Source organism: Citrobacter sp. C13 (assembly GCF_014596815.2).
Lineage (GTDB): Bacteria > Pseudomonadota > Gammaproteobacteria > Enterobacterales > Enterobacteriaceae > Citrobacter > Citrobacter portucalensis.
This window is the reverse complement of record NZ_CP115024.1, coordinates 276,849-301,476: the sequence shown is the minus strand read 5'-3', so window position 1 is coordinate 301,476 and position 24,628 is coordinate 276,849. Positions and strand designations below refer to the sequence as shown.

The following is a 24,628-nucleotide window of genomic DNA, read 5'->3' as shown; positions in this document are numbered from 1 at the left end:
TTATCAGGGAATTTGAGTTATGAATGAAATCATTTCAGCGGCAGTTTTATTGATCCTGATTATGGATCCGCTCGGAAATCTGCCCATTTTCATGTCCGTATTGAAACATACCGAACCAAAACGTCGCCGCGCGATTATGATTCGCGAGCTGTTTATTGCGCTGTTGGTGATGCTGATATTCCTGTTTGCGGGCGAGAAAATTCTGGCATTTCTTAACCTGCGTGCAGAAACCGTATCGATCTCCGGGGGCATCATTCTGTTCCTGATCGCCATTAAGATGATTTTCCCCAGCGCCACCGGGAATAGCACCGGGCTTCCGGCTGGTGAAGAGCCGTTTATCGTACCGCTGGCGATTCCGCTGGTAGCCGGGCCGACAATCCTGGCCTCATTAATGTTGTTGTCGCATCAGTATCCAAACCAGATGGGGCACCTGGTGATTGCGCTGCTGATCGCCTGGGGCGGCACATTCGTGATTTTGCTGCAGTCTTCGCTATTTTTACGCCTGCTGGGAGAGAAAGGGGTTAACGCGCTGGAGCGCCTGATGGGGCTGATTCTGGTGATGATGGCAACCCAGATGTTCCTCGACGGCGTTCGGATGTGGATGAAGGGGTAACGCACTCACTTTATGCCGGGTGGCGGCTTCGCCTTACCCGGCCTACGGTGTTGATATATGCTCGTTTGTAGGCCCGGTAAGCGCAAGCGCCACCGGGCAATCAGCGCCGTGAATGTGTTTATGAGAAACACCTCAATCATTTAACTCTCTGAAAAAGCGTATTTTCATTTCTGCGAAGCGCCTTCCGGAATGCCCTCTTGTCAGCATCACGGATAAGCATTATCTTCTCGCTGCACCTGCAAAATCAGGTGCCAGGATTGGTCCCCTGATTACCTCATTCGCGATAAAATTCACTTTTGTCGTGCGACCAGCTACACCTCAATGGTGGGCTGGACGGTGGCGTCACAAGACGCACCGGTATCCAATGAGGCCGGTAGGACCAACTCCGTTCAGCCCGCCACCAAAAGGTTGGTCCCTTCGGTGGTGGTAAATTTCACTCATTGGAGGCTGCCCTATGGCGACTACCCCTCTCTTTTCACACTCTTTATTTACCCTGCCCTTTAGCCATGCAACGGATTTTACCGAGCTGGCAGATAACTGTGAGCGTTTTGTCGAAGGGCTTGTTGAATGTCATGACCCTGTTGAAAAACTGGCGATATGTGCGCGCCTGTCGGCCTGTCTGGCACTACTACAACCAACCTTAACGGAACCTGTACCGCAGCATCTACAGGCCAGCCTGACGGTAGAAACCTTACCGACCCGCACTCCCCTCTTTGAACCCGAACCAGATCAGATGGGGCGTTACTGCCAGCTTTTGACGCATTTACTGATGAGCAAAACGCTGTCTGACGAGATGGAACGCGTGGCGGGCGATTTACTGCAGGATTTGGTAGGCTATTTCGCCGATACGTTAAAAGCGCCGCGTTGGTTGAAAACCGAGGATGGTGTGATGGTGCTGTAAAAAAGCCGGGTGGCGGCTTCGCCTTACCCGGCCTACGGTGTTGATATATGCTCGTTTCCAGGCCCGGTAAGCGCAAGCGCCACCGGGCAATGCCATCAGCTCAACAGCTGGAAGGCAATCATACCGACAATCGCGCCGACCGTACCGAGGATGGTTTCCATCATCGTCCAGGTCTTCAGCGTTTGCGCTTCGGTCGCGCCGGTAAATTTACCGAACAACCAGAAACCGGCATCGTTAACGTGGCTGACCACGATAGAGCCGCCCGCGATACAGATAGACAGCGCTGCCATCTGAGCACCGGAATAGTTCAGTTGCTCAATCACTGGCATCACCAGACCGACCGCCGTTAAGCAGGCCACGGTCGCGGAACCCTGAATGATACGCACCGCCGCCGCCAGCACGAAGCAGGTGATGGCAATCGGCAAGCCCATACCGGTTAACGCTTCGCCCAGCGCCGGACCAACGCCGGAATCCACCAGTACCTGTTTGAACACACCGCCCGCGCCAATCACCAGCAGAATAATTCCCGCTGGCTGCAGCGCATGGCCGCAGATCTCCATCACGCGGTCTTTTGGCATGCCCTGGCGCACCGCCAGACCATAAATCGCCACCAGACAGGCAACCAGAATCGCGGTAAACGGATGACCGATAAACTCGAACCATTCGTAGGTTGAAGAACCGACCGGAACAAAGCGTGCGGCGATGGTTTTCAGACCAACCAGCACCAGCGGCAGCAGGATAAGCGATAAGCTGAAGCCAAAGGAGGGCATTTTGCCTTCGCCCAGATGCGGCTCGGTAATGTCTTCCGGTACATGCAGCTCAACGTAACGGCTGATGAAATTACCCCACAGCGGCCCGGCGATAATCATGCCCGGAATCGCAGCGCACAGGCCAATCAGGATCATCCAGCCAAAGTCGGCGTGCATCTGAGAGGCCAGCAGCATCGGCGCAGGCCCCGGCAGCAGGAACGCTGCGGCAGCCGCCACGCCCGCAAACAGCGGAATGACCAACTTAACCAGGTTAGTACCGGTATGGCGTGCCATTGAAAACGCTACGCTAATCAGTAGCACAATCGCCACCTCAAAGAACAGCGGCAGCGCGCAAATCAGACCGGCCAGGCCAATCGCGTAATGTGCGCGGCTGTGACCGAAGGATTTCAGCATTTTGACGGCAATCTGATCGACCGCGCCGGTCTCATGCAAAATCTTGCCGAACATCGCCCCCAGCGCCACCACAATCGCCAGGAAACCGAGCGTGCCTCCCATCCCTTTTTCCATGGTCGCCGCGATTTTATCGAGCGGCATACCGGAAAAGAGACCTGCACCAATGGATACCACCATCAAAGCAACGAAGGCGTGCATACGCGCCTTCATCACTAAAAACAGCAGTAATAAAACGGACCCTACTGCTGTTAAAACAAGCGTTAATGTGCTCACTACTTACTGCCTTGGTTAATAACCTCAATGGTGCTGGCGACCACACCGTCCAGTGGTTGATCGATATCGACCACCAGTACATCGTTTTCATTCGCACCCGGTTCTTCCAGCGCTTCAAACTGGGTAACCAGCATCTGTGTTTTGAAGAAGTGGCCTTTACGCGCCTTCAGACGGCTTTCGATAACGTCAAAATCCCCTTTCAGATAAATGAAAGAGAGGTTCGGGTTACCGTCGCGCAACTGGTCGCGGTAGACTTTTTTCAAGGCAGAACAGACGATCAGCGAAACCTTGTTGGTACGCTGCATCGCAAAAGCGGCGTCATTCAGCGCCTGTAGCCACGGTTTACGGTCGTCATCGTTGAGTGGCTCACCGGAAGCCATTTTCATGATGTTGCTGCGCGGATGGAGAAAATCGCCATCAAGAAACGCGGCCTGCAGTTGATGCGCCACTTCGCTGGCGACAGCAGATTTACCGCTGCCCGATACGCCCATCAGAACGTAAACGTGGTGATCATGATTAGTCGTGCTCAAAGCGTTGCCCCCACTGGTACAAGAATCAGGAAATTGTTACGGGTAACTGTTATCGGTAACATTGTCCAGCCGGATAAATAGAGAAGCAATATCCATTCGTGCTCGAAGTGTATAAGTGTGAGCTACTTCAAAGTTGTTGGCTTAAATAGATCCGCCCGGTGACAAGGTGAAACCTAAATCTAACATTTTAGGCGTGACTGCTTCACCACGAATGCGCGCCAGCAGGCGTTCTGCGCCAATGCTGCCCATCCGTTCACGCGGCGTGAGCACACTCGCCAGACGCGGCTCCATCACCTGCCCGATGTCGTGACCGTGGAATCCGGCAATCGCCATGTCATCCGGGATTTTCAGCCCTAAACGCTGGCATTCGAAGGCCGCCCCTACCGCCAGGTCATCGTTGGTACAGAAAATGCCGTCGAGCTGCGGGTATTCACGTCGCGCCTGACGGATGAGTTCAATACCGGAGGAGTAGGAAGAAGACTGTTCCACCATCACGCTGTACGGCACCAGGTTGGCATCTCGCATTGCCTGCTCATAGCCTCTCTGTTTGATGATAGTACGTTCATCAAGACGTGCGCCAAGATAGGCTACATGACGGTGCCCGCGGGCGATAATAGCGGCAGTCATCTGACGCGCGGCTTCGAAGTTGTCGAAACCGACGGCGATATCCAGACACGGAGACTGGCTGTCCATCAATTCAACCACCGGGATACCGGCAACTTCAATCATTTTCAGCGTACGGGGCGTATGGCTACGTTCGGTGAGGATCAGGCCATCGATATTCCACGACAGCATCGATTCCAGGCGCTCTTGTTCCATCTCAGGCTTATAGCCGTAGTGCGCGAGCATGGTTTGATAACCATGGGCGTCGGTGACGGCCTCAATGCCGCGTAGCACTTCAGCAAAAACCTGGTTAGTGAGAGACGGTAACAGCACGCCGATAGCGCGGCTGGTGGCGTTAGAAAGGATATCAGGAGCGCGATTGGGAATATAACCCAGCTCATCAAGTGCAGCGGCAATTTTGCCCCGCAGCGCCACGGAGACCTGCTCCGGATTACGCAAAAAGCGACTGACCGTCATTTTGGTCACGCCCACGCGGTCGGCTACATCCTGAAGTACGGGTCTTTTCTTTTTCATCGTCCTGAAGCGTTAAAAAGGGATAGATTCCCCCAGTTTACCACGGACGTGCGTGAACCTTCGCAGAGAAAAAAAGGAGTTTTTTATTGTGATAAATACACAAAATCATTCGAGTTGCATCAAGGCGGCGACGCAGTGACAAATTCGTCAGGAACGAATTTGAACAACCGAAGGTTGCCTCTGGTGAGGGACAAGGATGTCCCTCATTAAATCCCCGGGAGCGTACATTAAGTACGCGACCGGGGTGAGCGAGGAAAGCCAACACAGATGCAGCTTGAAGGATGACGTGTATTTTTATACTGGCGGCAGATCAAACAACAACACTTCACTGTCGCTGTCGGCATGAATAGAAATTGCCTGTTCATCCCAGATTGCCAGACCGTCGCTGGTGGTCGCTTTGGTCCCGTTAATCGTCACGTTACCTTTTACGACCTGGATCCAGACGCGGCGTTCAGCGGCAATCTGATGCACCGACTGCTCATCTTTGACCAGCGCCCAACGGTACAGCTCCATATCCTGGTACACTTTCAGTGAACCATCACGGGCATCCGGCGACAGCACCAGTTGTTTACCCTGAGCGGCATCGAAACGACGCTGTTCATAACGCGGAGTAATACCGTTCTCCTGCGGCATGATCCAGATCTGATACAGATGCAGCTTCTCAGTATTGCTCGGGTTGTACTCCGAGTGACGGATCCCCGTCCCGGCGCTCATAATCTGAAACTCACCGGCCGGAACCTGCTCTTTATTGCCCATGCTGTCCTGATGCTCTACCGCGCCTTCCAGCACGTAGGTCAGGATTTCCATGTCTTTATGGGGGTGGGTGCCAAAGCCCTGGCCTGCATCGATCACGTCATCGTTAATCACGCGCAGTGCCGAGAACCCCATAAAGTTCGGGTCATAGTAGTTGGCAAAAGAGAAGGTATGCCAGGAATCAAGCCAGCCATGATTAGCGTGGCCACGGTCGTTAGCTTTGCGTAAGTAGATCATTGTGTTCATCCCCAGATGTTTTCGATGGAGTAAGTGTGGACTCAATCCGTCTGGGATCATAGAGGGTGAAAATTGACTCCTCTGTTCAAAAAATATGAACAAGACCAGAGGAGTCTGTGCAGGCTATTTGGCGAGGGTTATCGTGGCAGGCGTTGCCTGTTCAAAGGCGCGTTCGAGGATCTCCAGGTTGGTAAGAACTTCAGATTCCTTGACGTAATTAGGCGTACCGGCGGTTAGCGTCTGGTACAGCGAATCATAGACGCGACCGTAGTCCCCCACTTCCGGCTTCACCTCTTCTTTCACCGTGATGCCGTCATCGTTGACATATTCCAGCATTCCAATGGAATCATCGGCAGCGAAACCTGGCTCACCCGGCATGATATTAGCCTTCAGGCTGGTTTCCTGCTGGTCGATACCGTACTTCACAAACGAGCCTTTGGTGCCATGCACGATAAACTTCGGATAGTCGATTTTCACCAGATGGCTGGTTTTAACAATGGCTTTCAGGTCGCCGTAAAACAGCTGCGCTTCAAAGGTATCGTCCGGGTTCGCTTTGTTGCGCAGGCTGCGGATGTCGTAGGCCACATGATCGGGGCGTCCGAACAACGAGATAATCTGATCCATGGTGTGTACGCCCAGACCATAAAACGCGCCGTCCTGCGGCAGTCCCGGCTTGGTTTCTGCTTCAGGACGGTAGTAATCGAAATGGCTTTCAACCTCAACAATCTTGCCGAGCTTGCCGCTCTCAATCGCTTTTTTAGCGGTGAGGAAACAGGAGTCAAAACGACGATTCTGATACGGCGTAACGGTCAGCCCTTTGCTTTGCGCTAGCTCAAACAACTCTTTTGCTTGCGCAAGCGTTGGGGTGAAGGGTTTCTCAACCAGCACATTTTTACCCGCTTCCAGCGCGCGTTTGGCGTATTCAAAATGGCTGTCAGCATGGGTACAGACGATCACCAGCTTCACCTGCGGATCGTTTAAGATCTCGTCGAGGTCGCTGGTGAAGTGAATATGTGAATACTGCGGCGCCTGCTCTTCCGCCCTGGCGTTGCGGCGGAAAATATGCGCGACGTGCCAGCTATTTTTGCGGTTGAGGACGTACGGCAAATGGTAGCGGGTGGTGCTTTTACCAAAACCAATAAATGCGCAGTGTAAGGTCATGAGACGATCCTTTTGAAGATGATTGTCTACACCATAGCGCAAAGCGGCTGGAGACTGAATCCATCCTGTCATCATGCCGGATGCGGCGTTGCCTTATCCGGCCTACAAAACCCAGGTCTCAGCTGTAGGCCGGATAAGCGCAAGCGCCATCCGGCATCAGTCGCCCCACCCCGGGGACAAAATGACAAGTAAGCCAGGCTGAAACAAAACCCCAAAAAAAAAGCCAGCAAAAGCTGGCTAAAGTAATACTGGAAGCAATGTGAGCAATGTCGTGCTTTCAGGTTCTCCGTAGGGGTTCCCCTGAACGCAGAGCAATAATAATCATTCTCATTCGCACTTGTCTACTTCTTTTTGCAAAAAAATGCAGTTGACGGATTTTTCTTTCTCAGCGAGTGTAAATGCACAATTAACCCTGCAGGAGATAAGGAATGAGTGAGATAGTGATACGCCACGCTGAACCGAAAGATTACGACGCAATTCGTCAGATCCACGCCCAGCCGGAGGTGTACCACAACACGCTACAGGTTCCTCATCCTTCCCTCGAAATGTGGCAAGCACGGCTAACCGAGCAAGCCGGTGTCAAACAACTGGTTGCCTGCATTGACGGTATCGTCGTGGGGCATCTCTGTATTGAGGTCGCGCAGCGCCCGCGCCGCAGCCACGTGGCCGATTTTGGTATCTGCGTGGATGCCAGGTGGCACAATCGTGGCGTTGCCAGCGCGCTGATTCGTACGATGATCGACATGTGCGACAACTGGCTGCGCGTCGAGCGCATTGAGCTGACGGTATTTGTTGATAATGAGCCTGCTGTAGCAGTCTATAAGAAGTACGGCTTTGAAATCGAAGGCACCGGTAAGAAATACGGCCTGCGCAACGGTGAGTATGTTGATGCCTACTTTATGGCGCGCGTGAAATAAATTTAAGGGCGAGTCATATCGCCCTGCTTATTGAAAGGACGCAATAGTGAAAAAGTTTCTTCCCCTGGTGTTGCTGGCCTCGCTCTCCCCTGCTTTTGCCACTACCGTACAAAATCTCGATTCTGTACCCAGTGCCATCCAACATCCGGAAGGTAAACAGATTTTTGCTGAGCAAATGGCAGGAGCAACCCCTGCGAAAGGATTTGGTGAGCTTCCTCAGGGCTTATCTGAAAAGCAGTGGATTGCATGGGTTGCACCGAATGAAGATCCTGACAACCTAATCCTGACCGGTGCTAAATCTTGGGGAAAAGACGGTAAATATATTGGCATTGCTTGTTTTGCCGATAATAAGGCTGACGCCGAGCAAGCAAAAAAATACGCGGATAACACCTGCCCGGAAAACTACAGCAACGGGCGCGCTAATAAATTATATCTCGGCGTTTTTTCCTGGCAGAATCCACAGCTAACGCCGATTGCACGCTCGGAAAAACCGTTAAACCAGCTCTCAGAGTGGAATAAAGCCGCAGAAAAAGAGAGCGATGATGAGTCCGTCAGACCGCTGGCTTATTATACAAAACTGGATCTGGCACCGTACCGGATCGCCCCCGATACCCTGGCATTCGGGGTACGAGGTGGATACTCCGATGCCTACTCCGGCGGCGGCGCATTTTATGAAGTGCTGGAACTCTACACCATCAAAGACAGCAAGATAATCAACGTGTTTTCTGACCTTGTTTATTACTATTCGGACATTGCTGGAGACTGGAATAAAGACGGCACAAGGCAGCACGACATCAGCGAAAGTAAGTACATTCTTAAAATGCGCTCGGCAAAGACGCACAGGTTTTATGACTTAGAGCGCGTTAACCTACAGGATAAAAGCAGCCAAATATTCCGCTGGTCCGAATCACTGCAGCGATATGCGCCATAACCTACCAGTCAGGCCTACATCGTTCAAAACGCTGTAGGCCATTCTTTTTATATCCCACCGAAAAATTCAAGAACGGAAGCGCCATCCAGTCCTGACATAGAGTTGTTGATTACAGCCTATCGCCTTCCCCCACCGTCATGTTCAGGCTTAACAACCACCTGAATTATATGGTTATTCAGCTTTCTATCTTCATCGCTATTTTTCGTAACTTTAATAATATTAATATTACATTTTTGTTTTTTTTTGGTTTCTGCCATCACTTTATGGTGACAATCACAACAATATACTTCCCCTGGGACTAACTTAACCACGGTGAGGTAAAAAATGAAATTTGAACGCCATCATAGAATATTGAAAGAAATCAGTATTTCGGGAGTTGTAAAAGTTTCAAATCTGGCGAAAAGTCTCAAGGTAACAAAGGAAACTATTCGCTCAGATCTCAATGAACTTGCCGGGCAGGGATATCTCACTCGCTGTCATGGTGGTGCATTTATTACCCTTGACTCTCTTGATAACGTTGCAAAAAACGAAATTGCTTATGTGCTGGAAAAATATGAATCAGCGCAGAAAATAAAAAAAGGTCTCTCTGCCATGAAGAATAATGTATGTGTTATTGGCTCGTTCAATGTTGATATTATCAGTTATCTACCGAGGCTACCCTCGACAGGCGAATCATTGCTTGCCGATAAATTTATTTTTTCGCCCGGTGGTAAAGGATGCAATCAGGCATTAGCGGCAAGCTATGCCGATTCTGATGTGCATTTTATTACTAAAGTAGGGTCAGACCATTTCAGTGATTACGCCATTAATTTTATAAACTCATCAAAAATCCATAAAAGCGTTATCTATCAGACCAAAGAAACACAGACAGGTACAGCGACTATTATGGTGAATGGAGATACCGGGGATAACGTCATCGCTATCTATCCAGGTGCTAACATGACAATTTCACCTGATGAAATCACCATACAAAAAGAAGCCATCGTTCATTCAGATATTGTTCTCGTACAACTGGAGACAAATTACGAAGCACTTCAACAAACCATTCGTCTCGCACAGAAAAATGATATCCCGGTCATTATTAACCCAGCGCCATATAATGAAATGGTTAATACCATCATTGATGACATCGATTATATCACGCCAAATGAAACCGAAGCTGGTCTGCTGGCAAACATGTCCGTCAACGATATTGAATCAGCCAAATGTGCAGCAAAGATTATTCATCAAAAAGGTGTCAAAAATACCATTATCACATTGGGTAGCAAAGGTTCTCTCGCTTATGACGGAACGCAATTCATCTATTCTCCGGCATTTCCGGCCGTTGTAAAAAATACGGCTGGCGCTGGCGATGCCTTCAATGGCGCACTCGCGTCTGGCCTTGCTAAAGGAAAATCACTGGCATCTGCATTGTGCTACGCGAGCGCATTCGCCTCGCTTGCTGTTGAAACACCCAATGCCTCTGACATGCCAGAAAACGAATCCGTTCTTCATCGCATTCAGGGCTCACATTACAAACAAACTATCTCTACTCACTAAATCAAGGAGCAGACTATGAACAATACGCAGAAAAAACTAAAGGTGCTCTTTATTGGAGAATCCTGGCATATTCACATGATTCATTCAAAAGGCTATGACAGTTTTACCTCCAGTAAATATGAAGAAGGTGCTACATGGTTGCTTGAATGCTTAAAGAAAGGTGGTGTAGAAATTGATTATATGCCGGCTCACACCGTGCAAATTGCATTTCCAGAAAGCATTGATGAACTAAACCGTTATGATGTCATTGTCATTAGCGATATCGGCAGCAATACGTTCCTGTTGCAAAACGAGACGTTCTATCAGCTAAAAATAAAGCCAAATGCTCTGGAATCAATTAAAGAGTATGTCAGAAATGGTGGTGGTCTGCTCATGATTGGCGGCTATCTGTCATTTATGGGCATTGAGGCCAAGGCTAATTACAAGAACACCATTCTTGCCGAGGTTTTGCCAGTTATTATGCTTGACGGCGATGACCGGGTAGAAAAACCAGAGGGTATCTGCGCTGAGGCTATCTCCCCAGAACATCCTGTCGTTAACGGATTCTCAGACTACCCGGTATTTCTTGGATATAACCAGGTTGTCGCCAGAGAAGATGCCGATGTTGTTTTAACAATAAATAATGACCCGCTGTTAGTGTTCGGTGAATACCAACATGGTAAAACCGCCTGCTTCATGAGCGACTGTTCGCCACACTGGGGAACACAGCAATTTATGTCCTGGCCGTTTTATACCGACCTGTGGGTTAACACGCTTCAATTCATCGCCAGAAAATAAAAAACAATGGAGTAACGAAAGTTACTCCTTTTATAAAATACAAGGATTGATGTATGAACAAAAATAAGTACTCAACTCCCTTACTGATGCTTGCAACCATCTTAGCCGGTATGCTTTCCCCAATGCAGTCTGCCGTTAATGGGCAATTGGGACACTGGTTGCAAGATGGTAATGCTTGTGCAGTAATCTCGTTCGCCAGCGGTCTGGTCGTCATGTTTTTCATTATTATTGCGCGTAAAGAAACACGCCAGCAATTCGCATCGATCCCGACGCTGATTAAAAAGAGAAAAATCCCGCTGTGGAATTGGTTTGCCGGATTATGTGGAGCGATGGTTGTATTTTCGGAAGGGGCATCAGCCAGCGCGTTGGGCGTTGCCACGTTTCAAACTGCATTAATTTCCGCCCTGCTCCTTTCCGGCCTACTGTGCGACCGTTTTGGTGTCGGTGTGGATGAGAAGAAATATTTCACCCCATGGCGCGTTGCTGGCGCATTGTTCGCGGTTATTGCCACGATTTTTGTCGTGTCGCCACAGTGGCATTCAACCTCCTTTATCCTGCTCGCTATCCTTCCATTTTTGGCAGGATTACTCGCTGGCTGGCAGCCTGCTGGAAATGCCAAAGTTGCCGAGGCCACGGGCTCTATGCTGGTTTCCATTACCTGGAACTTCATTGTCGGCTTTTGTGTGCTGGGCGCTGCACTGGCGATACGTGTCGCATTAGGCCATGTCACCGTCCAGTTACCCAATACGTGGTGGATGTATCTCGGTGGCCCGCTGGGTCTGCTGTCCATCGGGCTGATGGCGATTCTGGTCAGAGGCTTAGGTCTGCTAATGCTGGGGGTAGCGTCTACCGCAGGCCAGTTGCTTGGGTCGGTATTGATTGATGAATTGATCCCATCCTTAGGCAATACGGTCTATCTGGTCACCATCATCGGCACGTTGTTCGCGTTAGTGGGCGCAATTGTTACCACCATTCCTGAATACAGAGCATCCAAAATGGCGCAAAAAATGGAGGTGTCAGGATGAAAGGTTTCCTGCAAACCGTGACAGGCCCAGTGGCGCACACTGATATGGGGCTAACGCTCCCGCATGAGCATCTGTTTAACGATCTGTCATCCGTTGTTGATGAACCACATTATGCTTTTTCACAGCAACTGGTAGGAAAAAAAGTCAGTGCTGACCTTCAGTGGGGACTGAAACACGACCCATACTGCTGCGCCGATAACATGGACAGAAAAGAGATTGATGATGTCATCTTTGAAATCAATAATTTTATGTCACTAGGAGGCAGAACGATTGTCGACGCGACGGGTTCTGAGTCTATCGGTCGGGACGCTTCATCGTTACGGGAAGTGGCAATAAAAACCGGTTTGAATATCGTTGCTTCATCAGGACCTTATCTGGAGAAGTTTGAAAGCACCAGGATCCATAAACCTGTCGATTCATTAGCCGCACTGATTGATAAGGAACTGAATCAGGGGATTGGCGAGACGGATATTCGCGCCGGTATGATCGGTGAAATTGGCGTGTCACCCGCATTTACCCAAGCGGAACGTAACAGTCTGCGGGCGGCGTCTCTGGCACAACGTAATAATCCCCATACGGCGATGAATATCCATATGCCAGGGTGGCTGCGGCTGGGTGATGAGGTACTGGATATTGTCCTTGAAGAGATGAACGTCTCTCCGGCAAAAGTTTCGCTGGCACACTCGGACCCGTCAGGAAAAGATGTTGCCTATCAACGTAAAATGCTCGACCGCGGCGTGTGGCTTGAATTTGACATGATTGGTCTGGACATTACCTTCCCTAAAGAAGGTATCGCCCCAGGCGTTCAGGAGACCGCAGATGCGGTAGCTCATCTGATTGAACTGGGTTACGCCGATCAGATAGTTTTAAGCCATGATGTTTTTCTCAAACAGATGTGGGCAAAAAATGGGGGGAACGGTTGGGGGTTTGTCCCGAATGTTTTCCTCGCCTATCTGGCTGCCCGTGGAGTAGACAACGATACTCTTCGCAAGCTCTGTATTGATAATCCAGCGCGGTTACTCACGGCATAGCCAACAAAACGCCCGGTGCCTGACACCGGGCTATTAATCAAAAATCAGTATCCCGCCGTTAAATCATCCACGGAACGCGGGTCAGAAGCACCATACAGTGCGCCATCCGGTCCAACCATGATGCTCTGCGTGCTGCCCATCGCCTCTTTCAGCGCCACTTTCTGTCCTTTTTGCTCCAGCAGCTTGATTGTATCCGGGCTGAAGCCCTTCTCGATGCGCAGTTCATCCGGCAACCACTGATGATGGAAACGTGGCGCGTTGGTCGCTTCGGCGACGTTCATCCCGAAATCAATGCTGTTGACCACCATTTGCAGCACAGTAGTGATGATTCGGCTTCCACCTGGGCTGCCGGTCACCAGCCAGGTTTTCCCGTCTTTTACCACGATAGTCGGCGACATCGATGACAGCGGACGCTTTTTCGGCCCAACCGCGTTGGCATCACCGCCCACCAGTCCATAAACGTTCGGCACGCCCGGCTTGGCGGAGAAATCGTCCATTTCATTATTGAGCAGAATGCCGGTGTTACCCGCCACGATGCCTGTCCCGAAGGTGGTATTCAGGGTATACGTCACCGCCACGGCATTGCCGTCTTTATCCACCACTGAGAAATGAGTGGTCTGGTTGCTTTCATATGGGGCGAGCTTGCCAGGTTTGATCTGGCTGGAAGGCTTAGCCTTGTTGATATCAATCTGATCGGCAAGCGTTTTAGCATAGGCTTTGTTGGTCAGCGCTTGCCACGGCACTTTCACAAAATCCGGGTCGCCCAGATACTCTGAACGGTCGGCGTAAGCATATTTCTCCGCTTCAGCCATGACCTGCATGGCGTCTGCGCTGCCAAACCCGTACTTCTTCATATCGAAGTTTTCGAGGATATTGAGGATCTGCACGATGTGAATACCGCCAGAGGACGGCGGCGGCATGGAGAAGACCTGATACCCGCGATAGTCACCGCTGATTGGCGTACGCTCCACGGCTTTATAGCTGGCTAAATCCTCTTTAGTCATCAGCCCGCCGTTCTTGTGCATTTCTCCGGCTATCTGATCGGCAATCGCCCCTTTATAAAACGCATCCGGGCCATTCTCGGCAATCATCTCCAGGCTTTTCGCCAGATTCTTTTGCACCAGCTTGTCGCCCTTTTTCAGCGGCTCGCCGTCCTTCCAGAAAATGGCTTTGCTGTTCTCGTGATTAGGGAGCACTTCGCTGCCATAGGTTTTCAGATCGTCGGCCAGCGCGTCATTAACCACAAAGCCCTCTTCCGCCAGCTTCATCGCCGGGCGCACCACTTTGTTCAGCGGCATCGTGCCGTATTTCTCCAGCGCCAGCGAGAAACCCGCCACGGTACCCGGCGTACCGGATGCCAGATGCGACGTCAGCGACTTTTTCGCATCGGCGTTGCCCTGCTCATCGAGGAACATGTCACGGGTCGCGCCAGCAGGCGCCATTTCACGAAAATCGATCGCTGTGGTGTTACCGTCTTTGGTACGCAGCAGCATAAAACCACCGCCGCCCAGATTGCCCGCCTGGGGATGCGTCACCGCCAGCGCATAGCCAACGGCCACGGCGGCATCGACGGCATTCCCACCCTGTTTAAGAATGTCCACACCAACCTGGGTAGCTAAAGCATCCACAGAGGCCACCATCCCTTGCTTAGCACGTACGGGATGGAACACATCTTCCTCGACTCCGTAAGATACCGGTGGTGGTGCAGCCGGCGCGGCAGCAACGCTATAACAACTTCCTGAGAGCAGAGCAGCAATGGCTACCCGGCGTAAAAACGTCGGTTTTATCATCGTTATTCTCCAGATGTATGGGGGTCGGCCCCCACTAAGCCTGGTGCATAACTCTGAAATAATCATCGTAACGGCGAGAAAGGAGTAAACTTAAGAGATCCCCGAGAGGAGAAAAGCGATGAAACGACTCTTACTTTTAGCCATGCTGTTGCCGTTTGCAGGCTTTGCACAGCCCATCAACACCATGAATAACCCGAACCAACCCGGTTATCAGATCCCGAGTCAGCAGCGTATGCAAACCCAAATGCAAACGCAGCAAATTCAGCAGAAAGGGATGCTCAACCAGCAGTTGCAAACGCAGACGCGTATGCAGCAACAGCATCTGGAAAACCAAATTAACACCAACTCCCAGCGGGTCCTTCAGTCTCAGCCAGGCGAGCTAAATTCCGATCAGCAGCAAATGCTGCCCAACAGCAACGGTGGGATGTTGAGTGGAACCCGTAACCCGGACAGCTCTCTGAATAAGCAACATATGCTGTCAGAGAAAAAGAACGGCGACATGCTGAAGCCCTCCAGCACGCCGCAGCCTAACGTTCCGTTAAAAACGATTGGGCCTTAAAAAGGTTGGAAATCCGGACCAATCGTATCAATGGCATCGGTACAGATGCAGTCCACGCCCCAGCGCAGCAGTTCCGCCGCGCGCTGGGGTCGGTTGACGGTATATACCAGAATACGTAGCCCCGCATCGCGCAGCGCATCCACACGCGCTTCATCCAGCAGTTTGTGATTAAGATGAATAGAGACGCAGCCAAGCCGCGTGGTCAGCTCGTGCCAGTCCTCGCGCCATTCATCAAGCAGCAAGCCTCTCGGCAGTTCAGGTACCGCCTGCTGCGCCGCTTCAAGCGCATCAATTTCAAAGGATGACAACAGCGGAGGCGTCATTCCCGCCCACAGTTCCCGCGCGGCCAGCGCCACAACTTTGCCGGTTAATGTTCCAGTGCCAGTTGTGGGTTTAATTTCAATATTTGCCATCATACCGTGCTGACGGCAGCGCTCGGCCACTTGCGAGAGCAGTGGCAGCGGTTCACCTTTAAACTCACCGCTAAACCAGCCGCCGGCGTCCACGCGCAATAAATCCTGCCAGTTCAGCTCGCCTGCCACACCCCAGCCATTGCTGGTTCGCTCCAGGTTGTCGTCATGCAGTAAGAAGATCTCACCGTCTTTCGACAATTTAGCGTCAAACTCGATCATGGTATGCCCGTATCGCGCCCCCACGTCGATCGCCGCCAGGGTGTTTTCCGGGGCCAGCTTACCGCCGCCACGATGGGCGACAATATGGGGGTAAGGCCAGTTACTCATACGCGTTGTCCTGTTTCGCCATCAAAAAGATGCAGATGATTTTCTGGCAGATGCAGCCACAGCGTGCTGCCAGCCGTCGGGCGATGCTGATGCGCCAGTCGCACCACCAGCTTTTGCTCACCCCAGCGTCCGTGTGCCAGGTTATCTGCACCCAGCATTTCCAGCGTGTCGACGACTAACGGCACGCCGCCTTCGGCCTGCGAGCTTAGCGCAATATGCTCCGGGCGGATACCCAACGTCATGTTACGCCCAATAGCCTCTTTCGCGCTTCTGCCGATGGGTAACGTCATGCCGCCGTCCAGTTCAAAATGGGTACCCGCGGCGCTGATGCGCCCGTCTAGCAGGTTCATCGCCGGGCTGCCGATAAAACTCGCCACAAAGCGGCTGGCTGGCTTTTCATACACCTCAACCGGCGTACCTACCTGCTCGGCAATGCCTTTATTCATCACCATCACCCGTTGGGCGAGGGTCATCGCTTCAACCTGGTCGTGCGTCACGTATAGCGAAGTGGTTTTCAGGCGGCGATGCAGATGTTGTAACTCCAGACGCATCTGTACGCGCAGCTTGGCATCAAGGTTAGAAAGCGGCTCATCGAACAGGAATACCGCCGGGTCGCGCACAATCGCTCGTCCCATCGCTACGCGCTGGCGCTGACCGCCAGAAAGTTCGCGCGGACGGCGCTTGAGCAGCTCACCCAGCTCGAGAATACGCGCCGCCTCATTTACCCGCTCAGCAATGTGCTCCTTGCCCATCCCGCGGATTTTCAGCCCCCAGGCCATGTTTTCTTCCACGCTCATATGCGGGTAGAGCGCGTAGTTTTGAAAGACCATCGCTATGCCGCGATCCTTCGGCTCCATCTCGGTAACGCGTTTATTATCAATCCAGATATCGCCACCGCTCACCCGCTCCAGCCCGGCCACCATCCGCAGCAGCGTAGACTTTCCGCAGCCGGATGGCCCAACCATCACGATAAATTCCCCGTCCGCGACGTCCAGCGTCAGCGGATTAATTACCTGGGTTTTGCCGTCCCAGCTTTTGGTTACTGCTTGTAGTTTGAGTCCTGCCATTTTATTTCTCACTGTCCACTAAACCACGCACAAACGCGCGCTGCATGGCTAACACGATGATTACCGGAGGTATGAGCGTCAGCAGCATGGCGGCCATTACCTGGTTCCACTGCGTGGTGCCTTCACCGGTGGCGATCATGCCTTTGATACCCGCCACCGCAGTGCCCAAATTGACATCGGTAATAATTAACAACGGCCACAAATACTGGTTCCAGCCGTAGATAAAGGTAATAACGAATAGCGCCGCCAGATTGGTTTTTGACAGCGGTAGTACGATATCGCGGAAAAAACGCATCGGTGATGCGCCGTCAATACGCGCCGCCTCAACCAGTTCATCCGGCAGGGTCATAAAGAACTGGCGGAACAAGAAGGTCGCAGTAGCCGATGCCATCAACGGCAGCGTCAGACCCGCATAGCTGTCGAGCATTTTCAGGTTGGCGATAACCTCCACCGTCGGGAAGATTCGCACTTCAACCGGCAGCATCAGGGTGATAAAAATCATCCAGAAGAACAGGTTACGCAGCGGAAAGCGGAACCAGACGATGGCGAATGCGGAAAGCATGGAGACGGTGATTTTCCCTACCGTAATACTGAACGCCATGATGAAGCTGTTAAGCATCATCAACCAGAACGGCGCGCTGTTGACGCCCACGCCGTTGACCCAGATATATTTCATGTTCTCCAGCAACTGCGTGCCGGGAACCAGCGTCATCGGCGTCTCAAACACCGCTTTGTTGTCCAGCGTCGCCGCGACAAACGCGACGTACAGCGGAAACAGGATCACCATGATCCCCATAATCAACATGGCATGGCTGAATATTGTCAGCCCACGACGGTTCTCAATCATTGGTAACGCACCTTACTTTCCACATAGCGGAACTGCACCACCGTCAAAATAATGACCAGCAACATCAGCACCACCGATTGCGCAGCCGAGGCGGAGAGATCCAGCCCAACAAAGCCTTCGCGATAGATCTTATAAATCAACGTCGTGGTCGCCTGTACCGGTCCACCCGCCGTGGCGGCATCGATCACCGGGAAGGTATCAAAGAAGGCATAAACCAGATTCACCACCAGCAGAAAGAAGCTAACCGGGGCTATCAGCGGCAGCGCCAGCTTAAAGAAGCGACGAACCGGCCCCGCGCCATCAATCGCAGCGGCTTCGATCAGCGACCGCGGGATAGACTGCAGTGCGGCAAAGAAGAACAGGAAGTTGTAACTAATCTGCTTCCAGACCGACGCGAACACCACCAGAAACATTGCCTGACCGCTGTTTTGCGCATGGTTCCAGTCATAGCCAAACTCACCGAGAAAATGGGTAATCAGCCCGCGACCTGGGTTAAACAGGAAGATCCACAATACGGCGGCGACGGCAGGCGCGACGGCATAGGGCAAGAGCATCAGCGTCTGGTAAAAACGACTGCCACGTACCACGTAATTCACCAGCGCCGCAAAAAATAACGACACCAGCAGACCACTTACCGTGACTAACGTACTGAACTTAATGGTGGTCCAGAATGAGTCGAGGTAGTACGGGTCATGAAACAGCGCGACAAAGTTTTCCAGTCCGACAAACTGGCTGGAAAGACCAAACGGATCAACGGATTGTAGCGAGTACCACAGCGCTTCACCGGCGGGCCAGATAAAGAAAATAACGGTGATAACCAGCTGCGGAGCCACCAACAAATAGGGAAGCCAACGCGAGCGGAATACCGGACGGGATGAAGACATGTAGGTTCTTTTCCTGGAAGGTGCCGGATGGCGGTGCAAGCACCTTATCCGGCCTACAAACTACGAACTTGTAGGCCTGATAAGCGCAGCGCCATCCGGCACTTATACACTTAAGACTTGGTCGATTGCTCAAAGCGGCGCAGTAACTGATTGCCACGCTCAACGGCGGCATCCAGTGCCTGCTGCGGGGTTTTCTTCCCGGTCCAGACGCTTTCCAGCTCTTCATCCACAATAGTGCGGATCTGCGGCATATTGCCCAGACGCAGTCCTTTGGTGAATGGCAACGGCGGCTTGTTCAGCATCTGGCGGGTGGCGATATCAGCCCCAGGGTTCTTCTCATAGAAGCCCTGTTCACGGGTCAGGTCGTAGGCAGCGGTAGTGATCGGCAGATAGCCGGTCTTCTGGTGCCATTCGGCAGCGATTTCAGGCTTCGCCAGGAAGTTGAGGAACTGCGCCACGCCTTCGTAGGTTGCTTTATCTTTACCCTGCATCACCCACAGGCTGGCCCCACCGATAATCGCATTCTGCGGCGCGCCCTTCACATCGGCATCGTACGGCATCATCCCGACGCCATAATTGAATTTAGCGTAGTGGCGGATGTCGGCCAGCGAACCGGAAGAGGCGGTGGTAATGGCACAATCCCCGTTGTAGAACTTCTCAGTGGATTCGTCCTTACGCCCGAAGTAGCTGAAATCACCTTTTTTGTTCAGCTCTTCCAGCAGAGCGATGTGTTTCACCTGTTCCGGTTTATTGAACTCCAGCACCGCGTCAGTACCGTCAAAGCCATTGTTTTTGGTTGCTACCGGCAGACCGTTCCAGGCGCTGAAGTTTTCAATCTGAATCCATCCCTGCCAGCCGCTGGCGTAACCGCACTTCATACCTGCGGCTTTCAGCTTCGCGGTATATTCCGCCAGATCCTGCCAGGTTTTCGGCGGCTGCTCCGGGTCTAAACCGGCTTTTTTGAAGGCATCTTTGTTGTAGTACAGCACCGGAGTGGAGCTGTTAAACGGCTGGGAGAGCAAGTGTCCGCTTTTAGAGTCGGTGTAGTAACCGGAAACGGTCGGTACGAACTGAGACTCATCGAAGTTAATGCCAGCCTCTTTGAATACTTCATAGACCGGTTTAATGGCTTTTGAGGCCATCATGGTTGCCGTGCCCACTTCATAAACCTGCAGCAGCGCAGGCGCGTTTCCGGTACGGAAAGCAGCAATTCCTGCACTCAGGCTCTGCTCATAGTTGCCTTTGTACTGCGGAACAATTTTGTAGTCGGGATTGGCTGCATTAAAACGTTGCGCCAGTGAATCAACTTCTTTACCCAGTTCGCCTTCCATTGAGTGCCAGAACGGGATAGTGGTGACCGCCAGTGCCTGACCTGCAAATGCCAGGCTAAGTGCCAGTCCTAAAGCTGTATGTCGTAACGATATCATCGGTTATCTCTCTTGTTGTGCCGGATGCGCGATATCACGCGTTTTATGCTCGCGGGGGTAACATGACATGCTCGAATGACAGAAAAATAACTTTTTTATTACAAAAAAAAGATAGTAAGGCGACAAACAGATGGCAAGGCGGTGAAAGCGTAGTGACAGGAAAATGCGGGGTGGTGCACAACAAAGCCGGATATCGCTATACCTTCTCCGGCCTGGATGGCGTTATCTGCAGCTCCAGCAAGGAAGATTAATCCCGACGCCAGCGTCGTTCATATTCATTCTGTAAACGCTGCTGCTCTCGCCGCTCACGTTCACGTTGGATATCCGATTTATCATCATCCCAGCCTGGGCATACCGAGCTGGTAAACACTTCGCAGGGCGAGTCGGATTGCGCTAACGGGTTGGCCGGTTTCTCTTCCCAGATAGAGGGATCGCGCGGGTCAAACGCTGGCGGTGTTGAGGCCTGGGTGGTTAGTGAAAGCGTCAAAAACAAACTGCCAATCATCATGCAGGTACCTGAACGAATCATCCTTTCTCCATGTTCATTTTTATTATTGATAACTATTCTCAATAATAACATAGAGCAATAAAAAGGGGCCACAGCAGGCCCCTTGTCTATTCAGAGAATGATTAACCGCCCAGATACGCGCTTCGCACCGCTTCGTTAGCCAGTAGCGCATCACCGGTGTCTTCCAGCACCACATGACCGTTTTCCAGCACGTAGCCGCGATCGGCGAGCTTCAGCGCCTGGTTAGCGTTCTGTTCGACGAGGAAGATGGTCATCCCCTGTTCGCGCAGCTGTTCGATGGTGTTAAAAATCTGCTGGATGATAATCGGCGCCAGACCCAGCGACGGTTCATCAAGCAGCAGCAGCCTCGGCTGGCTCATCAGCGCACGGCCTATCGCCAGCATCTGCTGTTCACCGCCGGACATCGTTCCCGCACGTTGAATACGACGTTCATGCAGACGGGGAAACAGGTCATACACCCATTTGATGCGTTCCTGAAACTGGTCCTTTTCGGCAAAGAAGCCGCCCATCGCCAGGTTCTCTTCCACCGTCATACGGGAAAACACGCGACGCCCTTCCGGCACAATCGCTACCGCTTCGCGCATGATTTTCGCCGTCTGCCAGTCGGTAATGTCTTTACCATCAAAGACGATTCGCCCACTGGTCGCTCGCGGGTCGCCACACAATGTGCCGAGCAGCGTGGTTTTTCCCGCGCCGTTGGCACCAATCAGAGTAACGATTTCACCCTGATTGATATACAAGCTGACGTCGTGCAGCGCCTGTATCTTGCCGTAGTGGGCGTTGACTTTGTCGAACGATAACATCGCTTTATCCATATTAAGCCTCGCCCCCATTATGCTTCACCTAAATAGGCGCGGATAACATCCGGGTTATTACGAATCTGTTCCGGCGTCCCATTCGCCAGCGGCGTGCCCTGGTTCACCACGTAAATACGGTCGGAAATCCCCATCACCAGCTTCATATCGTGCTCAATCAACAAAATGGTGGTGTTGTGATGGTTACGCAGTTCAGCAATCAGCTCGTCCAGCTCTTTGGTCTCTTTCGGGTTGAGTCCCGCAGCGGGTTCGTCGAGCATCAGGATTTCCGGCTGGGTCACCATGCAGCGGGCAATCTCCAGACGGCGCTGGTCGCCGTAGGCCAGGTTACTCGCCTGACGGTTGGCGTGCTCCAGCAAGCCAATACGTTCCAGCCAGGTGGCGGCGCGATCCAACGCTTCACTCTGCGCGCGACGGAACGACGGAGTTTTCAACAGACCGGAGAAGACGCCGGTTTTCAGTTGCTGATGTTGCGCCACCAGCAGGTTTTCAATCACCGTCATCTCACGAAACAGACGCACGTGCTGGAAAGTACGCACCACGCCCATACGCGCGATTTGCTGACCCGGCAGCCCTTCCAGGTGCTGGTCGCGCAGCTTAATCGTCCCGCCGGTCGGCTTATAAAAACCAGTCAGGCAGTTGAAAACCGTGGTTTTTCCCGCGCCGTTTGGCCCGATTAACGAGACAATCTCCTGCGGCCGCAGTTCCAGTTCAACGTTGTTTACCGCCAGCAGACCGCCGAAGCGCATCATCAGGCCGTTAACGGATAATAATGGCTGACTCATGCCTGCTCTCCTTTTGCTTCCCCGTTTTTCAGCTTCAACTGTGGACGGGTCATCGGCAACAAGCCCTGCGGACGCCAGATCATCATCAGTACCATTAAACCACCCAGCATTAACATGCTGTATTCGTTGAAATCACGCATCAGCTCGCGTGACACTACCAGCAGGATGGCCGCGAGAATCACCGCGAACTGTGACCCCATTCCGCCCAATACCACAATTGCCAGCACAAAGGCCGACTCGGCAAAGGTGAAGGATTCCGGGCTGACGAAGCCCTGGCGCGCGGCAAACAGCGTACCGGCAAAACCGGCAAACGCGGCGCTGATGGTAAAGGCTGTCAGCTTGATGCGCGTAGGGTTTAAGCCCAGAGAACGACAGGCGATTTCATCTTCACGCAGCGCTTCCCACGCGCGACCCAGCGGCATACGCAGCAAACGGTTGATAACAAACAGCGAGAAGACCACCAGCAGCAGCGCCACCAGATAGAGGAAAATGACGCGGTCAGACGGATCGTACTTGACGTTAAAGAAGTTGCTGAAGGTATCCCAGCCGCCTTCACGGGCAGTACGGCTGAACTCCAGACCGAAAAAGGTCGGTTTCGGGATCTGGCTAATACCGTTTGGACCGCCGGTTACTTCGGTGTTGTTGAGCAGCAGAATACGGACGATTTCGCCGAAGCCTAAGGTCACAATCGCCAGATAATCACCACGCAGGCGCAATACCGGGAAGCCGAGCAGGAAGCCCGCAGCAGCGGAAACCAGTCCCGCCAGCGGCAGACAAGTCCAGAAGCCGAGTCCGTAATAGTGGTTCAGCAGCGCGAAGGTGTAAGCGCCGATGGCATAGAAGCCGCCGTAGCCCAGCACCAGCAGGCCCGAAAGTCCTACCACCACGTTTAAGCCGAGGCCGAGGATGATATAAATCATCGTCAGCGTGGCGATATCCACCGTTCCGCGCGAAACCATAAACGGCCACGCCACGGCAATCACCAGCAGCGCCACCAGGAACAGCTTCTGTTTAACGGTGGAGCCATCAATCGCCGGCAGAATAAACTTCGGCCCGGAGACGCTCTTCAGGCCTTTCTGGAAGGCTGGACGCAACAGCTGAAAGAGAAAGACCACGCCAGTGCCGATAAACACCCACTGCCAGCGGATATCCGCAGCGGTATCGACTACCAGCTTGGTACCGTCCAGCTCTAACTGAACGCCCATAAAGACGCCCGCCAGGACGAAGAACATAGCGGCAGAGAGCAGCGCCATTGCAAAATGCATCGGTTTCATACTTTCTCTACCTCCGGGCGACCCAGAATACCGGTTGGCATCACCAGCAGCACCAGAATCAGCAGCGCGAATGAAACGACGTCTTTGTATTCAGTACTCAGATAAGCAGAGGAGAGCGCTTCCGCAACGCCCAGAATCAGGCCGCCGATCATCGCCCCTGGAATGCTGCCGATGCCGCCCAGTACCGCCGCGGTAAAGGCCTTCATCCCGGCCATAAAGCCGATGTATGGGTTAATTACGCCATAGAACTGACCGAGCAGCACGCCCGCTACCGCCGCCATTGCCGCACCAATCACAAAGGTCAACGCAATCACGCGATCGGTGTTAATGCCGAGCAGGCTGGCCATCTTCAGGTCTTCGGCACAGGCACGGCAGGCGCGGCCCATACGGGAGTAACGGATAAACAGCGTCAGCGCCAGCATCGCCAGGAAGGTTACGATCCAGATAACCAACTGCATGGTGGTGATGGAAGCAGAGAAGTTATCGCTACTGCCGACAGTCCACTGGCCATTAAACAGGCTGGGCAGCGCCACGTCGCGCGAACCTTCCGTCAGGCTGACGTAGTTTTGCAGGAAGATGGACATCCCGATAGCGGAAATCAGCGCGATCAGGCGCTTGGAGCTGCGCACGGGCCGATACGCCACGCGTTCAATGCTCCAGCCGTAGGCGCTGGCAATCACAATTGCGCCGACGAAGCCCGCCGCGACCAGTAGCCAGCTGGAATCGATGCCCATCATCATTAGCGCTGCGATGATCATAAAGGAGACATAGCTGCCGATCATATACACCTCGCCGTGGGCGAAGTTGATCATGCCGATAATGCCGTACACCATCGTGTAACCGATGGCGATCAGCGCGTAGGTGCTTCCCAGCGTGACGCCGTTAAACATCTGCTGCAAGAAATAGAGGAACTGCTCGGACAT

The 24,628-nt window shown here is 52.5% G+C and carries 25 protein-coding genes; 9 read left to right on the top strand and 16 right to left on the bottom strand.

The window, feature by feature from the left end:
• The first annotated feature begins 19 nt into the window (after positions 1 to 19).
• Together yhgN and IB222_RS01445 are read left to right on the top strand one after the other, a co-directional pair.
• Complete coding sequence (yhgN, locus tag IB222_RS01450) at positions 20 to 613, top strand: NAAT family transporter YhgN (protein WP_003023480.1); 594 nt, start codon at positions 20 to 22, stop codon at positions 611 to 613.
• Between the two features lie 454 nt (positions 614 to 1,067).
• Positions 1,068 to 1,514: a hypothetical protein gene (locus IB222_RS01445; protein WP_003827612.1), complete on the top strand. Its 447-nt coding sequence runs from the start codon at positions 1,068 to 1,070 to the stop codon at positions 1,512 to 1,514.
• Positions 1,515 to 1,609: 95 nt separating this feature from the next.
• On the opposite strand, the gene gntU is transcribed toward IB222_RS01445, so the two are convergent.
• The 5 genes from gntU to IB222_RS01420 form a co-directional block, all read right to left on the bottom strand.
• On the bottom strand, positions 1,610 to 2,950 hold the full coding sequence (gntU, locus tag IB222_RS01440) for a gluconate transporter (RefSeq protein ID WP_003827609.1): 1,341 nt from the start codon (positions 2,948 to 2,950) through the stop codon (positions 1,610 to 1,612).
• Entirely contained in the window at positions 2,950 to 3,480 is a 531-nt protein-coding gene (gene gntK, locus IB222_RS01435) for a gluconokinase (RefSeq protein WP_003023475.1), read from the bottom strand. The genes gntU and gntK overlap by 1 nt, the downstream gene beginning before the upstream one ends.
• A 141-nt stretch (positions 3,481 to 3,621) precedes the next feature.
• Positions 3,622 to 4,617: a gluconate operon transcriptional repressor GntR gene (gntR, locus tag IB222_RS01430; RefSeq protein WP_003023473.1), complete on the bottom strand. Its 996-nt coding sequence runs from the start codon at positions 4,615 to 4,617 to the stop codon at positions 3,622 to 3,624.
• A 294-nt stretch (positions 4,618 to 4,911) separates the two neighbouring features.
• Positions 4,912 to 5,607 carry a quercetin 2,3-dioxygenase gene (gene yhhW / locus IB222_RS01425; protein ID WP_003023472.1) on the bottom strand — a complete coding sequence of 232 codons (696 nt, stop codon included), beginning with the start codon at positions 5,605 to 5,607 and terminating at the stop codon, positions 4,912 to 4,914.
• Between the two features lie 123 nt (positions 5,608 to 5,730).
• Entirely contained in the window at positions 5,731 to 6,768 is a 1,038-nt protein-coding gene (locus tag IB222_RS01420) for an oxidoreductase (RefSeq protein ID WP_149384410.1), read from the bottom strand.
• A gap of 428 nt (positions 6,769 to 7,196) precedes the next feature.
• Between IB222_RS01420 and yhhY the strand changes: the two genes are divergently transcribed.
• The 6 genes from yhhY to IB222_RS01390 all read left to right on the top strand — a co-directional run bounded on the left by yhhY (position 7,197) and on the right by IB222_RS01390 (position 12,988).
• The gene (yhhY, locus tag IB222_RS01415) at positions 7,197 to 7,685 is read left to right on the top strand and encodes an N-acetyltransferase (protein WP_003827604.1); all 489 of its coding nucleotides are present in this window, start codon (positions 7,197 to 7,199) and stop codon (positions 7,683 to 7,685) included.
• A gap of 46 nt (positions 7,686 to 7,731) precedes the next feature.
• Complete coding sequence (locus IB222_RS01410; protein ID WP_149384409.1) at positions 7,732 to 8,616, top strand: hypothetical protein; 885 nt, start codon at positions 7,732 to 7,734, stop codon at positions 8,614 to 8,616.
• A gap of 324 nt (positions 8,617 to 8,940) precedes the next feature.
• The gene (locus IB222_RS01405; protein WP_003827600.1) at positions 8,941 to 10,155 is read left to right on the top strand and encodes a PfkB family carbohydrate kinase; all 1,215 of its coding nucleotides are present in this window, start codon (positions 8,941 to 8,943) and stop codon (positions 10,153 to 10,155) included.
• A gap of 15 nt (positions 10,156 to 10,170) precedes the next feature.
• A complete protein-coding gene (locus IB222_RS01400) occupies positions 10,171 to 10,932 on the top strand; it encodes a glutamine amidotransferase (RefSeq protein ID WP_149384408.1) in 762 nt (253 codons plus the stop codon).
• Positions 10,933 to 10,985: 53 nt separating this feature from the next.
• A complete protein-coding gene (locus IB222_RS01395) occupies positions 10,986 to 11,957 on the top strand; it encodes a DMT family transporter (RefSeq protein WP_149384407.1) in 972 nt (323 codons plus the stop codon).
• Positions 11,954 to 12,988, top strand: coding sequence for a phosphotriesterase (locus tag IB222_RS01390; protein ID WP_003827595.1), 1,035 nt, complete (start codon positions 11,954 to 11,956; stop codon positions 12,986 to 12,988). The genes IB222_RS01395 and IB222_RS01390 overlap by 4 nt, the downstream gene beginning before the upstream one ends.
• Positions 12,989 to 13,032: 44 nt before the next feature.
• Here the strand turns inward: IB222_RS01390 and ggt are convergent, their stop codons facing one another.
• A complete protein-coding gene (gene ggt, locus IB222_RS01385; protein WP_188055341.1) occupies positions 13,033 to 14,778 on the bottom strand; it encodes a gamma-glutamyltransferase in 1,746 nt (581 codons plus the stop codon).
• A gap of 118 nt (positions 14,779 to 14,896) precedes the next feature.
• Between ggt and IB222_RS01380 the strand changes: the two genes are divergently transcribed.
• On the top strand, positions 14,897 to 15,337 hold the full coding sequence (locus IB222_RS01380; protein WP_149384406.1) for a DUF2756 family protein: 441 nt from the start codon (positions 14,897 to 14,899) through the stop codon (positions 15,335 to 15,337).
• Here the strand turns inward: IB222_RS01380 and ugpQ are convergent.
• The 10 genes from ugpQ to livH form a co-directional block, all read right to left on the bottom strand.
• Entirely contained in the window at positions 15,334 to 16,077 is a 744-nt protein-coding gene (ugpQ, locus tag IB222_RS01375; protein ID WP_149384405.1) for a glycerophosphodiester phosphodiesterase, read from the bottom strand. The two genes, IB222_RS01380 and ugpQ, sit on opposite strands and share 4 nt — an antisense overlap.
• The gene (locus IB222_RS01370; RefSeq protein WP_149384404.1) at positions 16,074 to 17,144 is read right to left on the bottom strand and encodes a sn-glycerol-3-phosphate import ATP-binding protein UgpC; all 1,071 of its coding nucleotides are present in this window, start codon (positions 17,142 to 17,144) and stop codon (positions 16,074 to 16,076) included. The genes ugpQ and IB222_RS01370 overlap by 4 nt, the downstream gene beginning before the upstream one ends.
• Before the next feature lies 1 nt (position 17,145).
• A complete protein-coding gene (gene ugpE / locus IB222_RS01365; protein ID WP_003023450.1) occupies positions 17,146 to 17,991 on the bottom strand; it encodes a sn-glycerol-3-phosphate ABC transporter permease UgpE in 846 nt (281 codons plus the stop codon).
• Complete coding sequence (gene ugpA, locus IB222_RS01360; protein WP_126956409.1) at positions 17,988 to 18,875, bottom strand: sn-glycerol-3-phosphate ABC transporter permease UgpA; 888 nt, start codon at positions 18,873 to 18,875, stop codon at positions 17,988 to 17,990. Before ugpA ends, ugpE begins: the two co-directional genes overlap by 4 nt.
• A gap of 110 nt (positions 18,876 to 18,985) precedes the next feature.
• A complete protein-coding gene (gene ugpB / locus IB222_RS01355) occupies positions 18,986 to 20,302 on the bottom strand; it encodes a sn-glycerol-3-phosphate ABC transporter substrate-binding protein UgpB (protein WP_003827583.1) in 1,317 nt (438 codons plus the stop codon).
• A 247-nt stretch (positions 20,303 to 20,549) separates the two neighbouring features.
• Positions 20,550 to 20,831 carry a hypothetical protein gene (locus IB222_RS01350; RefSeq protein ID WP_149280753.1) on the bottom strand — a complete coding sequence of 94 codons (282 nt, stop codon included), beginning with the start codon at positions 20,829 to 20,831 and terminating at the stop codon, positions 20,550 to 20,552.
• A gap of 101 nt (positions 20,832 to 20,932) precedes the next feature.
• On the bottom strand, positions 20,933 to 21,646 hold the full coding sequence (gene livF, locus IB222_RS01345; RefSeq protein ID WP_003827581.1) for a high-affinity branched-chain amino acid ABC transporter ATP-binding protein LivF: 714 nt from the start codon (positions 21,644 to 21,646) through the stop codon (positions 20,933 to 20,935).
• Between the two features lie 17 nt (positions 21,647 to 21,663).
• Positions 21,664 to 22,431: a high-affinity branched-chain amino acid ABC transporter ATP-binding protein LivG gene (gene livG / locus IB222_RS01340; protein ID WP_003023438.1), complete on the bottom strand. Its 768-nt coding sequence runs from the start codon at positions 22,429 to 22,431 to the stop codon at positions 21,664 to 21,666.
• A complete protein-coding gene (livM, locus tag IB222_RS01335; RefSeq protein ID WP_048215381.1) occupies positions 22,428 to 23,705 on the bottom strand; it encodes a branched chain amino acid ABC transporter permease LivM in 1,278 nt (425 codons plus the stop codon). The genes livG and livM overlap by 4 nt, the downstream gene beginning before the upstream one ends.
• A complete protein-coding gene (gene livH, locus IB222_RS01330; RefSeq protein WP_003827575.1) occupies positions 23,702 to 24,628 on the bottom strand; it encodes a high-affinity branched-chain amino acid ABC transporter permease LivH in 927 nt (308 codons plus the stop codon). The genes livM and livH overlap by 4 nt, the downstream gene beginning before the upstream one ends.

Coding starts and splice junctions, on each gene's coding strand:
- yhgN (WP_003023480.1), top strand. CDS start 20: ATGAATGAAATCATTTCAGCGGCAGTTTTATTGATCCTGATTATGGAT.
- IB222_RS01445 (WP_003827612.1), top strand. CDS start 1,068: ATGGCGACTACCCCTCTCTTTTCACACTCTTTATTTACCCTGCCCTTT.
- gntR (WP_003023473.1), bottom strand. CDS start 4,617: ATGAAAAAGAAAAGACCCGTACTTCAGGATGTAGCCGACCGCGTGGGC.
- yhhW (WP_003023472.1), bottom strand. CDS start 5,607: ATGATCTACTTACGCAAAGCTAACGACCGTGGCCACGCTAATCATGGC.
- IB222_RS01420 (WP_149384410.1), bottom strand. CDS start 6,768: ATGACCTTACACTGCGCATTTATTGGTTTTGGTAAAAGCACCACCCGC.
- yhhY (WP_003827604.1), top strand. CDS start 7,197: ATGAGTGAGATAGTGATACGCCACGCTGAACCGAAAGATTACGACGCA.
- IB222_RS01405 (WP_003827600.1), top strand. CDS start 8,941: ATGAAATTTGAACGCCATCATAGAATATTGAAAGAAATCAGTATTTCG.
- IB222_RS01400 (WP_149384408.1), top strand. CDS start 10,171: ATGAACAATACGCAGAAAAAACTAAAGGTGCTCTTTATTGGAGAATCC.
- IB222_RS01395 (WP_149384407.1), top strand. CDS start 10,986: ATGAACAAAAATAAGTACTCAACTCCCTTACTGATGCTTGCAACCATC.
- IB222_RS01390 (WP_003827595.1), top strand. CDS start 11,954: ATGAAAGGTTTCCTGCAAACCGTGACAGGCCCAGTGGCGCACACTGAT.
- ggt (WP_188055341.1), bottom strand. CDS start 14,778: ATGATAAAACCGACGTTTTTACGCCGGGTAGCCATTGCTGCTCTGCTC.
- IB222_RS01380 (WP_149384406.1), top strand. CDS start 14,897: ATGAAACGACTCTTACTTTTAGCCATGCTGTTGCCGTTTGCAGGCTTT.
- ugpQ (WP_149384405.1), bottom strand. CDS start 16,077: ATGAGTAACTGGCCTTACCCCCATATTGTCGCCCATCGTGGCGGCGGT.
- IB222_RS01370 (WP_149384404.1), bottom strand. CDS start 17,144: ATGGCAGGACTCAAACTACAAGCAGTAACCAAAAGCTGGGACGGCAAA.
- ugpE (WP_003023450.1), bottom strand. CDS start 17,991: ATGATTGAGAACCGTCGTGGGCTGACAATATTCAGCCATGCCATGTTG.
- ugpA (WP_126956409.1), bottom strand. CDS start 18,875: ATGTCTTCATCCCGTCCGGTATTCCGCTCGCGTTGGCTTCCCTATTTG.
- ugpB (WP_003827583.1), bottom strand. CDS start 20,302: ATGATATCGTTACGACATACAGCTTTAGGACTGGCACTTAGCCTGGCA.
- IB222_RS01350 (WP_149280753.1), bottom strand. CDS start 20,831: ATGATTCGTTCAGGTACCTGCATGATGATTGGCAGTTTGTTTTTGACG.
- livF (WP_003827581.1), bottom strand. CDS start 21,646: ATGGATAAAGCGATGTTATCGTTCGACAAAGTCAACGCCCACTACGGC.
- livG (WP_003023438.1), bottom strand. CDS start 22,431: ATGAGTCAGCCATTATTATCCGTTAACGGCCTGATGATGCGCTTCGGC.
- livM (WP_048215381.1), bottom strand. CDS start 23,705: ATGAAACCGATGCATTTTGCAATGGCGCTGCTCTCTGCCGCTATGTTC.
- livH (WP_003827575.1), bottom strand. CDS start 24,628: ATGTCCGAGCAGTTCCTCTATTTCTTGCAGCAGATGTTTAACGGCGTC.